The sequence below is a fragment of the Pseudomonas sp. MF08831 genome (assembly GCF_059862645.1).
On the sequence record NZ_JCBCUX010000011.1, the window covers coordinates 87,249 to 99,357 of the forward strand.

Here is a 12,109-nt window from a genome sequence, read left to right on the forward strand (position 1 = left end):
GAAAAGCCCCGCAACGATGAGGGTCGTTGCGGGGCTTTCGTTTTACCCGCCCTAGCGGATCTGGTGTTTGTGCAGCAATCGGTAGAACGTCGGCCGGGAAACCCCCAGCACACGGGCTGCGACACTCAGGTTGTCGCTGTGCCGATTGAGCACATCGCACAGCGCCTGGCGTTCGGCGCGGTGCTTGTAATCTTCCAGTGTAGCCATCGGTGGCGCAATTGCCTGCTCGCCCAGCAAACCCAGGTCCGCCGCTTCGATCTGCCGCCCTTCGGCCAGCACCAGGCCACGGCGCACGCGATTGGCCAACTCGCGCACGTTGCCCGGCCAAGGGTGCTGCCCCATGGCTACCAGTGCATCCTCGCTGAAGCTGCGCGGGCGGCGCCCGGTTTCCTGACTGTAGAAGCGTGAAAAGTGGTTGGCCAGCATCGCTACATCGCCGTGGCGCTCACGCAAGGGCGCGGTGACCACCTGCAGCACATTCAGGCGGTAATACAGGTCTTCACGAAAGGTGCCCTTTTCAACCGCGGTTTCCAGGTCGACGTGGGTTGCCGCCAATACCCGCACATCCACGGGGATAGGTTGGCTGCCGCCGACACGTTCGATTTGCTTCTCTTGCAAAAAGCGCAAGAGGTTGGCTTGCAGCTCCATCGGCAAATCACCGATTTCATCCAGAAACAGCGTGCCTCCGTGAGCCGCCTCGATGCGTCCGACCTTGCGCTGGTGTGCGCCGGTAAACGCACCTTTTTCATGGCCGAACAGTTCGGACTGAATCAGGTGTTCGGGAATTGCACCGCAGTTGATGGCCACAAATGGCTTGGCGTGGCGCTGGGACTTGCGGTGCAGGGTCTTGGCCACCAGCTCTTTACCGGTGCCGCTGTCACCGCGAATCAACACGGGCGATTCCGTCGGTGCCAACTTGGCCAAAAGCTTGCGCAGTTCACGAATCGGCCGGCTGTCACCCAGCAATTCATGCTCGGGCTCATCGATCAGCGTATGGCCTTTGCCACGCAAACGGGCCATGCCGAACGCACGCCCCAGCGTGACCTGCACGCGCGCCACGTCAAACGGCAAGGTATGGAAGTCGAAAAACCACTCGCAGACAAAATCTCCGACATTTTGCAGGCGCAAAACGTCCTGGCTGAGCACCGCGATCCACTCGGTGCCGCTGCGGCTGATCAACTCCTTGACCGCTTCCGGGCGCTCAAGGTGATAAGGCTGCAAGCGCAGCAGGCCAACATCGCAGGACCGATCGCCGACGGTGCCAAGGGCACAGCTGTCGACTTCCCATCCGGCGGTGCGCAAACCGGGCAGCAGTCCGTGACAGTCATCACACGGATCGACCACAAGCAGACGACGCTGGACAGGTGTAACAACCATGACTATTCCTTGGCGCCAATATTATTAAAGTTATTTAGAAACAAAGGTTTGTGAGGTCTGGCGCTAACACTAGCAAGGTATTGACGCGCGCCTTGTACCATTTCGCTATAAGTGTTGGCACAAAGCCAGCGCTGAAAATTTGCGGGTAAAAGAGTGCCGTGCACCGCAACGGTTATTCAGCTTTCAAAACAGCCGCTTACATGACGTTGATCACGGAAAGTTGAAATTTCTTGCTCTAGCATGTGACCCGTACCCCGCCATCGAGCATCAGTACAAGTAACTCGCCGTCTGGCTCGCCCAACCGACGGCACTCACTTGAATGGGCATTAGAGAGAAGACCCACATGAACGCCCCGCTCCGCATCAACGAAGCTCTTTTGATCGCAGACCGTGCTTTCCAACCCTTCCAGTGCGTGGCCTGGCACGATGGCAATGGCGCCCTCAGCCTGAGCGTCATCGACCGCACCAACACGCGTATTGGCAGCAAACAGCTGTCCTCGAGTGCCTACACCGACCCGGCTCAGTTGGAAGATCTGTTGTTGCAGGCCCGCGCCGAACTCGACAAAGATGGCTATAAGTTGCAGTCCTGGGCAATGCCCAAGTAAGACAACACAGCAACTTCCGATCATTGCCCTGGTGTAAAAACAATGATCGGAAGTTCAGTGCATACGCATTGCGCGTGACGGCGCTTATTGCGCCGCCAGAATAAACCGTTCTAACGCTTGTGCAGCACCATCCTCGACATTGCTGCCGGTGACGACGCTGGCCTGACGTTTGACGGCCTCTTCTGCCTGGCCCATCGCAATCGACAAACCGGCCACGTGAAACATCGCCGGGTCGTTGCCGCCGTCGCCAATGGCGGCCGTCTGCTCCAGCGGTACACCCAGGTGCGCAGCCAGGGCTTTCAAGGCATCACCCTTGTTGGCCTGCATCGCCGTCACGTCCAGGTAAATCGGTTGCGAACGCGACACATGGGCCAGCCCCTGAACCTTGGGCTGCAACTGCGCTTCAAGCTCGATCAGCAACTCAGCGTTGCGACTGGCCGCGACAATTTTGTCGACCCGATCCAGGTACGGCTCAAAACTCTCCACGACCAGTGGCCCATACCCCAGGCCAGCAGCTTCAACCGCCACCATGGGCCCAGGCGGGTCACGCCGCAGCCATTCGCCGTCGGCAAACAGCCAGACTTCCACGCCCGGCTGCCCGGAGAACAGCGCCAATGTGACCAGCGCCGCCTCCGCCGGCAGGTGATGGGCCAGCAGCACGCTGCCATCGGGATTGATCAACGTGCCGCCGTTAAAGCCTGCCACCGGCACGTCGATGCCGAACGTTTCGATCATCTGCATCATGGCCTTGGGCGGCCGCCCGCTGGCCAGGCTGAAGAACACGCCGGCGTCGCGCATGGCGCGCACCGTATCAATGGTGCGCTGACTGGGCGTGTGGTCGGGACGCAGCAGCGTCCCGTCCATATCGCTCAGGACAAATCGGATGGGATGGATCGCGGCATCATTCATCCCAGGCTATGCCAGGTACGGCCATCGCGGGCCAGCAAGGCATCGGCCGCTGCCGGGCCATCTTCACCGGCCTTATAGGCCTGGATGCCACCGTCCTCTTTCCAGGCGTCAAGGAACGGCTGCACCGCACGCCAGCCGTTTTCGATGTTGTCAGCGCGCTGGAACAGGGTCTGGTCACCGGTCATGCAGTCGTAGATCAGGGTTTCGTAACCCGTCGACGGTTGCATCTCGAAAAAGTCCTTGTAGTCAAAACCCAATTCGATATTGGCCATCTCCAGGGTGGGCCCAGGCTTTTTGGCCAGCAGGTCGAACCACATGCCTTCATTGGGCTGGATCTGGATTTTAAGGTAGGTGGGCTTGAGCTCATCCACTTCGGTATCGCGGAACTGCGCGTACGGCGCGTGCTTGAAGCAGATCACGATTTCGGTGTCGCGAATGCTCATGCGCTTGCCGGTGCGCAAGTAGAACGGCACGCCGACCCAGCGCCAGTTGTCGATCATCACCTTGAGGGCGACGAACGTCTCGGTGCTGCTGTCGGGCGCGACGTTGGCTTCTTCGCGGTAGCCAGGAAGCGCCTTGCCGGCGATCTCGCCAGCGGTGTACTGGCCGCGTACCGAGTTGGCCCGCGCATCTTCCAACGACCACGGCCGGATAGCGCCGACGACCTTGGCCTTTTCACCACGCACCGCATCGGCACCAAACGCTGCCGGCGGCTCCATGGCTACCATTGCGAGCAACTGGAACAGGTGATTGGGCACCATGTCGCGCAGGGTGCCGGTTTTTTCAAAGAAGTTTCCGCGGGTTTCCACGCCGACGGTCTCGGCCGCGGTGATTTGCACGTGGTCGATGTAATGATTGTTCCAGAACGCTTCAAAGAGCACGTTGGAGAAACGGCTGATCAGAATGTTCTGCACCGTTTCCTTACCCAGGTAATGGTCGATGCGGTATATCTGCTTCTCGCTCATCACCTTAAGCAGGCATGCGTTCAGCGCTTCGGCGGTGGCGAGGTCGGAACCAAACGGTTTCTCGATCACCACACGACGGAAGCCATCGTCGGTTTCGTTGAGCAAGCCGGCGCTGCCCAGGCGCTGCACCACTTCACTGAAGAAGCGCGGCGCAGTCGCCAGGTAGAACACCGCATTACCGGTGCCGCTGTCGGCGATCTTCTTGCCGATGTCGGCGTAGGTGCTGTCGTCGAGGAAATCGCCCTCGACGTAGCTGATGCCCTTGGCCAACTGAGCCCACAACTCTGGGTCGAGGGCGTTTTCGCCATTGCCCTTGACCTTGCTTGCGGCCTCGGTGCGGATGAAGTCCTCGAGTTTCTTGGCGAAGTCGGCATCGCTGATGGCGTTGTGATCAACGCCCACAATGCGCAGGCCTTCGCCCAGCAGCCCGTCACGACTCAGGTTGTACAGCGCCGGCATGAGCAGGCGCTTGACCAGGTCGCCATGGGCGCCAAACAGAAACAGCGTGGTGGGCGGAGCGGGTTCGGCCTTGGGTTTCTTGCCGTTAGCGGTCATTTTTTGGAAGTCTCCACATGGCCGCCAAAGCCGAAGCGCATGGCAGACAGCATTTTGTCACCGTAGGTGCTCTGCTGACGGGAACGGAAGCGAGCGAACAACGAGGTGGAAAGCACCGGTACCGGCACCGCTTGCTCCATGGCCGCTTCGATGGTCCAACGGCCTTCGCCACTGTCGGCCACGGAACCTGAGTAGCCGTCAAGCTTGGGATCGGTGGCCAGCGCGTCGGCGGTCAGGTCCAGCAACCAGGACGAGACCACGCTGCCACGGCGCCAGACTTCGGCGATGTCAGCAACGTTGAGATCAAAGCGCTGATCTTCCGGCAGGTTTTCCGAGTTTTTAGTCTTGAGGATGTCGAAGCCTTCGGCAAAGGCCTGCATCATCCCGTACTCGATGCCGTTGTGAATCATCTTCACAAAGTGCCCGGAGCCCGCTGGCCCCGCATGGATATAACCATGCTCGGCGCGGCTGTCAGCCGAGGCGGAACGGTCCTTGGTGCGAGGGATATTACCCAGGCCCGGGGCCAGGCTGGCGAAGATCGGGTCGAGGCGCTGCACGGTCTCGGCGTCGCCACCGATCATCATGCAGTAGCCACGCTCCAGGCCCCAGACGCCGCCGGAGGTGCCGACGTCGACGTAGTGCAGGCCTTTTTCCGACAGGGCTTTAGCACGACGTACGTCGTCTTTATAGTTGGTGTTGCCGCCGTCGATGATCACATCACCGTCTTCAAGCAGCTCACTGAGTTCATTGATGGTGTTTTCGGTCGGGTCGCCTGCAGGCAGCATGACCCAGATGGCGCGAGGCTTTTGCAGCCCTGCGACCAAGGCCTTCAAGTCGGCAACGCCTGTGGCGCCCTCCTCACTCAAGCCTTTGACGAAGGCTTCGTTACGGTCGTATACAACGGTGGTATGCCCATTGAGCATCAGGCGCCGCGCAATGTTACCGCCCATGCGGCCTAGTCCGATAATCCCCAGTTGCATGTGCTGATGCTCCTAACTGCCAAATAAATGTGTGACATAGTTTATAGCGCAATGAGGCTAATGAGGGTTAGTCCAGAGCGGATCCTTGTAGTTTCATGACAAAAAAATGGCCATCGTTTCAGCATCACGGCCGCAAAAGTCACAACGACCATCAAAAATAAAAAAGTTCCATTGATTCAAAAAAGAATTCAGAATCGCTGCGACTGTTGCCGAGGACCTCGATTAAGCGTTCCGGCACCGCGATCTACCGGCTATTTGCGAGGTAAGCAATGAGCACAGCACAGACGATCCGCCCGCCACAGACCCTCTATGTCACCGTCCGTCGCGACGAACTGCGCCAGTTGAAAGACGAGCGCGATCAGCTGCAGCAGGAAGTCCTGCGCCTGCGCTCACACCTTCAAGCGCAAATCAACCAAACGTCCGGGCCCCAGCCCGCACTTTGCTGAACGTGGGCTGAACGAACCGTTCAGGAATAACTCACGAAGTTTTCACATCCTCCTCCCGATACTCCCGCCGAATAGGGCCACCCACATGCGGTAGCCCTCTGCTGCGCGTATTCCTGCGCGGCAACTGGCAATTATCGGGTTGGAGCGCTGGATGGCGATGTTCAAACGCAGCACGAAGTCTGCGAAAGGCTTTGATTGGGCCGGCCTCGGCTGGTTGTTTCTGTTTTTCTGGTATTTCTCGGGCATTACCCAACTGCTGATCCAGCTGACCGGCACTTCCGGCTTCAGCGGATTTCGCCAAGCCTTTTTCCTGAGTGCGTTCTGGCTCGCGCCGATGCTGCTGTTCCCGCGCCGTACGCGCCTGCTCGCCGCCTTGATCGGCGTTGTGCTGTGGGCCTGCTCCATGGCCAGCCTGGGTTATTTCTTCATTTACCAGCAGGAATTTTCCCAAAGCGTCATCTTCATCATGTTCGAGTCGAACATCTCTGAAGCTGGCGAATACGCCACTCAATACTTTGCCTGGTGGATCGTGCTGGCGTTCATTGCCCACACCGCCCTGGCGATTTTCCTGTGGACTCGCCTGCGTCCGGTTTACCTGCCGCGTGGTCAGTCGATCCTGGCGGCCACGGCGATTGTCCTGGCGGTGGTCGGTTATCCGTTGGTGAAACAGATTGCAACCAACCCCACCATGGAACTGGCCATCGATGGCTTCGAGTCGCGGGTAGAGCCTGCCGTGCCTTGGCAGATGATCGTCGCCTATCGCCGCTACACCGAACAGTTGAACAGCATGCAAGGCATGCTCACGAGCGCCAGTCAGATCCCGCCCCTGAAGAACCTCAAGGACAGCATGGCCGGCCAGCCGTCGACCCTGGTACTGGTAATCGGTGAGTCCACCAACCGCCAGCGCATGAGCCTCTACGGCTACCCGCGCAATACCACACCGGAACTGGACAAGCTGCGCGACCAACTGGCGGTGTTCGATAATGTCATCACCCCGCGCCCCTACACGATTGAAGCGCTGCAGCAGGTGCTGACCTTCGCCGACGAAGAAAACCCTGACCTGTACCTCAAGACACCGTCGATTGTCAGCGTGATGAAACAGGCTGGCTACAAAACCTACTGGATCACCAACCAGCAGACGATGACCAAGCGCAACACCATGCTCACGACCTTTTCCGAACAGGCCGACGAACAGGTGTACCTCAATAACAACCGCAACCAGAACGCCCGTCAGTACGACGGCGACGTGCTGGCGCCGTTCGCCAAGGCCCTGGCCGACCCCACCGAGCGCAAGTTCATCGTGGTGCACTTGCTGGGCACCCACATGAGCTACCAGTACCGTTATCCGCCGACCTTTGACAAATTCACCGATCGTCAGGGCGTACCGCCAGGCATCAGCGACCAGCAGCTGCCGACCTACAACAGCTACGACAACGCGGTGCTTTACAACGACTTCGTGGTATCAAGCCTGATCAAGGACTACGCCAATACCGACCCCAACGGGTTCCTGCTGTACCTGTCGGACCACGGCGAAGATGTCTTCGACTCCGCCGGCCATGGCACGCTGGGGCGCAACGAAGGCAAGCCGACGGCACCGATGTACACCATTCCGTTCATGGCGTACGCCTCGCCCAAGTGGCGCGAAACCCACGACTGGAGTTTCGCCAGTGACCTGCAACGCCCTTACAGCAGCTCGCAACTGATTCACACCTGGGCGGACATGGCCGGGCTGAGCTTTGATGAATGGGACCGCAGCAAAAGCCTGGTCAATGACAGCTTCAAGGCGCGCCCGCGGATGATTGGCGACCCGTATATAGGCCAGAAAAAAGGCCTTATTGATTTCAGCTTGATCAAGCCGAAAAAGGTCGATGCCTCCGAAGTGGTGGTCAAATAATCACCGGCGCTGCAACACAAAGATAACAATCATTCTCGTTTAAGCCTAAAGTTCCCCCGCTCCTTTCGTCTTTGAGCCATGCCTTCCCTTCCGGGGTGGCATCAAAGACGACAAGGAGTCCGCTGCGATGTTCGCACCTTTTACCCGTTCCATGACCCTCACCTTTGGCCTGTTCGGCGCCGTTGCCAGCCCGGACCTGATGGCTGAAACAGACCCCGAACACCCGCCGATCAGAGCCTATGAACTGGGTGCGACCAGCATTACCGCCGAAGGCCTGGGCACCACCACCGAGGACACCGGGGCTTACACGACCGGATCGATGAGCACCGCCACCAAGCTGAACCTGTCCATCAAGGAAACCCCGCAATCCATTTCGGTGATGAGCCGCCAGCAGATGGATGACTTCAATCTCAATACCCTCACCGATGCCTTACGCCAGACCACCGGCGTTACGGTGCAGCACCTGGATTCGGACCGGGCGAGTTACTCTTCCCGCGGCTACTCGATCAGTAACTTCCAGATCGACGGCATGCTCAATACCTTTGGCCGCATGAAGTCCGACGCCGACACCATCATCTACGACCGCATCGAGGTTGTGCGCGGCGCCACCGGCCTGACGACCGGGGCGGGCGACCCTTCTGCCACCGTCAACATGATCCGCAAGCGCCCCACCACAGAGTGGCAAGCCAAGACCGGCGTCAGCGGTGCCAGCCATGACAATTACTACAGCTACATCGATGTAGGCGGCCCACTGGCGTTTGACGGACGCCTGCGTGGCCGCACAGTGCTGGCGTACCGTGACAGCCAATCCTTTCGCGACAGCTATGCGATGCAGCGGGAAGTGGGCTACGGCATCCTCGAAGCTGATCTGACGGACAACACCGTTGTTGCCGTGGGCGTGGACTACCAGAACAAGCATGTGCAGGGCAGCTCCTGGGGCACCCTGCCCTATTGGAACAGCGATGGCAGCAAGGCTCGGCTGTCCCGCTCCGCCAACCTGGCCACCGACTGGAGCTCCTGGCCACTCAAAGACACAACCACCTTTGCCTCCATCGATCACAGACTGTCCGCAGACTGGCGCCTGAAAGCTGCCTACACCCATCGCCAAAGCGACACGGACGGCAAGGTGTATTACGGCGGCGCCGGCTTTCCCAATCCGGATGGCAGCGGCATGACGGCCTGGACCAACCAGATGGTCGGCACATCGAAAATGGACGTGGTGGATTTGAATATCGCCGGCTCTTATTCGCTGCTGGGGCGCGAGCATGAATTGATGGTCGGGTATGGCGAATCCGAACAGCGCGATACGGCGCCCTTTCAGCGCATCAATATTCCCGAGGGCTACACGGACATCGAAGATTGGCGACACATGAGTGGCATCGCCAAGTTCCCGGACCGCAACACTGGCCTCAAAGGCGAACACAGCAGCCGAAAACAGAAGGCGGGTTACCTCGCCACACGCCTGAGCCTGACCGACCGGCTGCATGCTGTATTGGGCAGCCGCTATGGCAGTTGGGAAATCGAAAGCGTCTCACCTGAATACAACACCGATAACCAACTGACCCAATCCCCTAAAACCCGCCAGACCCACAACGACATGTGGACGCCTTACACTGGCCTGCTTTACGACCTCACACCCGAATACACCGTGTACGCCAGCTACACCGATATTTTCAACCCGCAAACCGCGCGTGATTCCAGCAAGAAGTACTTGGAACCGGTGGTGGGCAGCAACTACGAAATAGGCCTCAAGGGCAGCCTGTTGAACGAACGCCTGAATCTGGCGACGGCGTATTTCTGGAGCACTCAGGATAACGTGGCCGAACTGGACAACAACGCCGCGCCGGACCCGGTCAGTCGCGAGCAGTTCTACACCGCCAGCGGCCAAGGCAACAAGGTGCAGGGCTTTGAAGTCGAGGTCTCGGGTGAGGTCATGCCGGACTGGAATCTGTCGGCGGGCTATACCTATACCCACTCGGCGAACGGTGACAAGCAGCGCAACAACACCAACCTGCCGCTCAACCTGCTGAAAATCTCGACGGCCTATCGCCTGCCGGGTGAGTGGCGCGGGTTAACGGTGGGCGGTGCGGTTAATTGGCAGAGCGATTTTTACGCTTTCGCTAACCGACCGACAGGCGGCCGCAACGCGGAAGGTGACCTGAACACCCAGACCACCAGAATCACCCAACAGGCCTACACGGTGGTCAACCTGATGTCGCGCTACCAATTCGACGAACATGTTTCAGCGTCGCTTAACATTAACAATCTATTTGATAAAAAGTATTACGAGCGTGTCGGCTTTTATAATGGCGTGTACTGGGGCGACCCGCGTTCCCTCACACTTGCGCTGGACTGGAGGCTTTAAATCGCGGCCCCGAAGTTAACAAAATCGTTAACTTTTGGGCGCCAATTCGTTAATTCCCACTTAATAAGATCGCCCCACAATCGCCCCATGAATCTGATCACGGACGAGGCGGATACCGATCACACTTAATGGGGACACCTCACATGAAACTTTCGACCTTGATGCTTGCCAGCCTGATGACCCTGACTTCCGTAACCGCCTTTGCAGAAGGCGGTTCAGAGCGCTCGAAGGAGTTCTATAACAACTTCACCTTCATGCAACAGAAGACTCATGGCACCACTGACCAAACAGCGATTGCCGATGGCAAGAATGTAAAGACCCACACGGCTGAACAATCCAGTGAAGAGCCGCAACCCAACAGCTGATTTAATACTTAGTTAATCCGCATTACCCTGTGCCATCCCGCTCCGTTGGCAAAGGTTAACTTGGCGCCACTCGATGGCGCCTTTTTTTTGCACTTTATTTATCAAAGCGCTTTGTTCCTGGACGAGATGCGCCCCTATGCCGGAACAACACGCGCCCTGCGCAAAAAACTCCTAGGTGCCGAAGCGCTGCAGTTGCATCTCCTGCAAGCGGCTGAGCGTGCGGCGGAACGGAAACTCCAGATAGCCTTCGGTGTAGAGGCTTTCAAGCGGCACCTGGGCCTGGATGTATAAGGGCACCTTGCGGTCATAGCACTCGTCCACCAGCGCGATAAAACGTCTCACGCTGTCATCGTGCACCGACAGCTGCGGCAGCTCGCGGTCACCGGCCACCACGCGTTGGGCCGCGTCTTCGGTGCCGCGGGCAATCCTTGCCGGGCGTTGTTGCGCGCTCAAGCAGGGGACGTCTCCCAACAGGATGGCCGTGAAGCGATCGCACAGCAGCATGAAGTCCATGGCGGCCAACGGTTGCTCGCACAGCTGCGCGTAACGACACCAGAGCACCGTGTCGCACCATTGCACCGCCACAATCGAGCGCAAGCCGACACTGACTGGCCCACTGCGCACCGCCTGCCCTGCGCTCAATTGCTTGAACAACGTAGCGAGCGCATCTGGCTGGCTCACCCAGTAGCGCTGCAGCCCCACGCCGGGATGCAAACGATGATCTTCGCTACCGTCTACCGCCACCACCTGCATATGCTGTTTGATCGCCTGGATGCCTGGCACAAAGCGCTCGCGGTTGAAGCCGTCGGCGTAGAGCTGATCTGGCGGTTGATTGGACGTGTTGACCATCACCACGCCCTGATCAAACATGACCTGGAACAAACGGCCGAGAATGATCGCATCGCCAATGTCATTGACGAACAATTCGTCAAAACACAGCACACGTACTTCCTGGCTCAGCTCGCGGGCCAATGCCTGCAGCGGGTCCTGGATACCCGTGAGTTGAAACAGACGCTGATGCACCCACCCCATGAAATGATGAAAATGCTGACGGCGTGCTGGCACCCGCAGGCTTTGATAAAACTGGTCCATCAACCAGGTCTTGCCCCGTCCCACCGGCCCCCACAGGTAAACACCGGTCACGGGCGAACGGCCCTGGTGCAGGGCTTCGTGGCAGAGTTGCAGGGCTTCAACAGCACGGCGCTGGGCCTCGTCTGGCACGAAACCTTGCTGGGTGGTGGCGTGTTGATAAGCGGCGAGTGGCGAGTCGAACGTCATGCACGCCAGTATGACTTACACAGAGATATCCAGCCGCGAAATCTTGCCCTGCTCGTTCAGTCGAAAGGTGTAGCGCAGCGCCAGCGGGCTGCCGGGGAAATTACCGGAGACCACATTGCTGACCAACACTTTGCCGGTGCGATGCTGCACGTTCAGCACTTCAACCCGGGGCTGATAGCGACGCCCGGTGTCTTCCATCCAGCGCACAATCGCGGCGGTGCCGACTTGATGCTCACCCTCATCAAACACATTGGCATCGGCGGCAAAACACTGGTCAATGGTTGAAGTGTTGCGAGTATTGGTCGCGGCGATGTAGGCCACAATCGCGGGGGCCAATTCAGGAAGGGACATGGCGCAGCTCCTTTTTAATG

At 58.7% G+C, this 12,109-nt stretch carries 11 protein-coding genes; 5 read left to right on the top strand and 6 right to left on the bottom strand.

What is annotated here, in order from left to right:
- Positions 1-51 precede the first annotated feature (51 nt).
- Positions 52-1,377 (bottom strand): sigma-54 dependent transcriptional regulator, encoded by a 1,326-nt coding sequence (locus AC19YS_RS21845; protein ID WP_106579747.1) that lies wholly within the window; start codon positions 1,375-1,377, stop codon positions 52-54.
- 343 nt (positions 1,378-1,720) lie between these two features.
- Here AC19YS_RS21845 and AC19YS_RS21850 point away from each other — a divergent pair, with 343 nt between their 5' ends.
- Complete coding sequence (locus AC19YS_RS21850) at positions 1,721-1,981, top strand: hypothetical protein (RefSeq protein ID WP_106579746.1); 261 nt, start codon at positions 1,721-1,723, stop codon at positions 1,979-1,981.
- An 84-nt stretch (positions 1,982-2,065) separates the two neighbouring features.
- On the opposite strand, the gene AC19YS_RS21855 is transcribed toward AC19YS_RS21850, so the two are convergent.
- The 3 genes from AC19YS_RS21855 to gnd are packed head-to-tail and all read right to left on the bottom strand — an operon-like array spanning position 2,066 to position 5,390.
- A complete protein-coding gene (locus AC19YS_RS21855; RefSeq protein ID WP_200623742.1) occupies positions 2,066-2,890 on the bottom strand; it encodes an HAD family hydrolase in 825 nt (274 codons plus the stop codon).
- The gene (gene zwf / locus AC19YS_RS21860) at positions 2,887-4,410 is read right to left on the bottom strand and encodes a glucose-6-phosphate dehydrogenase (RefSeq protein WP_106579744.1); all 1,524 of its coding nucleotides are present in this window, start codon (positions 4,408-4,410) and stop codon (positions 2,887-2,889) included. Before zwf ends, AC19YS_RS21855 begins: the two co-directional genes overlap by 4 nt.
- Positions 4,407-5,390, bottom strand: a complete 984-nt coding sequence (gnd, locus tag AC19YS_RS21865; RefSeq protein WP_065906492.1) for a phosphogluconate dehydrogenase (NAD(+)-dependent, decarboxylating) — start codon at positions 5,388-5,390, stop codon at positions 4,407-4,409. The genes zwf and gnd overlap by 4 nt, the downstream gene beginning before the upstream one ends.
- A 269-nt stretch (positions 5,391-5,659) precedes the next feature.
- On the opposite strand from gnd, the gene AC19YS_RS21870 reads away from it, so the two are divergent.
- From AC19YS_RS21870 to AC19YS_RS21885, 4 genes are all read left to right on the top strand, one after another.
- Positions 5,660-5,836, top strand: coding sequence for a DUF6026 family protein (locus tag AC19YS_RS21870; RefSeq protein ID WP_164487944.1), 177 nt, complete (start codon positions 5,660-5,662; stop codon positions 5,834-5,836).
- A 151-nt stretch (positions 5,837-5,987) separates the two neighbouring features.
- Positions 5,988-7,730 (top strand): phosphoethanolamine transferase CptA, encoded by a 1,743-nt coding sequence (locus tag AC19YS_RS21875; protein ID WP_500602644.1) that lies wholly within the window; start codon positions 5,988-5,990, stop codon positions 7,728-7,730.
- 127 nt (positions 7,731-7,857) lie between these two features.
- Positions 7,858-10,095, top strand: coding sequence for a TonB-dependent siderophore receptor (locus tag AC19YS_RS21880; protein WP_500602645.1), 2,238 nt, complete (start codon positions 7,858-7,860; stop codon positions 10,093-10,095).
- 143 nt (positions 10,096-10,238) lie between these two features.
- Entirely contained in the window at positions 10,239-10,460 is a 222-nt protein-coding gene (locus AC19YS_RS21885) for a hypothetical protein (protein ID WP_500602646.1), read from the top strand.
- A gap of 171 nt (positions 10,461-10,631) precedes the next feature.
- On the opposite strand, the gene zapE is transcribed toward AC19YS_RS21885, so the two are convergent.
- Together zapE and AC19YS_RS21895 are read right to left on the bottom strand one after the other, a co-directional pair.
- Positions 10,632-11,738, bottom strand: coding sequence for a cell division protein ZapE (gene zapE, locus AC19YS_RS21890; protein ID WP_500602647.1), 1,107 nt, complete (start codon positions 11,736-11,738; stop codon positions 10,632-10,634).
- A gap of 15 nt (positions 11,739-11,753) precedes the next feature.
- Positions 11,754-12,089 carry a nuclear transport factor 2 family protein gene (locus tag AC19YS_RS21895; protein ID WP_119735936.1) on the bottom strand — a complete coding sequence of 112 codons (336 nt, stop codon included), beginning with the start codon at positions 12,087-12,089 and terminating at the stop codon, positions 11,754-11,756.
- Between the last annotated feature and the right edge of the window lie 20 nt (positions 12,090-12,109).

Excerpts from the sequence above, each read along its gene's own strand:
- AC19YS_RS21845 (WP_106579747.1), bottom strand. The coding sequence starts at position 1,377 with ATGGTTGTTACACCTGTCCAGCGTCGTCTGCTTGTGGTCGATCCGTGT.
- AC19YS_RS21850 (WP_106579746.1), top strand. The coding sequence starts at position 1,721 with ATGAACGCCCCGCTCCGCATCAACGAAGCTCTTTTGATCGCAGACCGT.
- AC19YS_RS21855 (WP_200623742.1), bottom strand. The coding sequence starts at position 2,890 with ATGAATGATGCCGCGATCCATCCCATCCGATTTGTCCTGAGCGATATG.
- zwf (WP_106579744.1), bottom strand. The coding sequence starts at position 4,410 with ATGACCGCTAACGGCAAGAAACCCAAGGCCGAACCCGCTCCGCCCACC.
- gnd (WP_065906492.1), bottom strand. The coding sequence starts at position 5,390 with ATGCAACTGGGGATTATCGGACTAGGCCGCATGGGCGGTAACATTGCG.
- AC19YS_RS21870 (WP_164487944.1), top strand. The coding sequence starts at position 5,660 with ATGAGCACAGCACAGACGATCCGCCCGCCACAGACCCTCTATGTCACC.
- AC19YS_RS21875 (WP_500602644.1), top strand. The coding sequence starts at position 5,988 with ATGGCGATGTTCAAACGCAGCACGAAGTCTGCGAAAGGCTTTGATTGG.
- AC19YS_RS21880 (WP_500602645.1), top strand. The coding sequence starts at position 7,858 with ATGTTCGCACCTTTTACCCGTTCCATGACCCTCACCTTTGGCCTGTTC.
- AC19YS_RS21885 (WP_500602646.1), top strand. The coding sequence starts at position 10,239 with ATGAAACTTTCGACCTTGATGCTTGCCAGCCTGATGACCCTGACTTCC.
- zapE (WP_500602647.1), bottom strand. The coding sequence starts at position 11,738 with ATGACGTTCGACTCGCCACTCGCCGCTTATCAACACGCCACCACCCAG.
- AC19YS_RS21895 (WP_119735936.1), bottom strand. The coding sequence starts at position 12,089 with ATGTCCCTTCCTGAATTGGCCCCCGCGATTGTGGCCTACATCGCCGCG.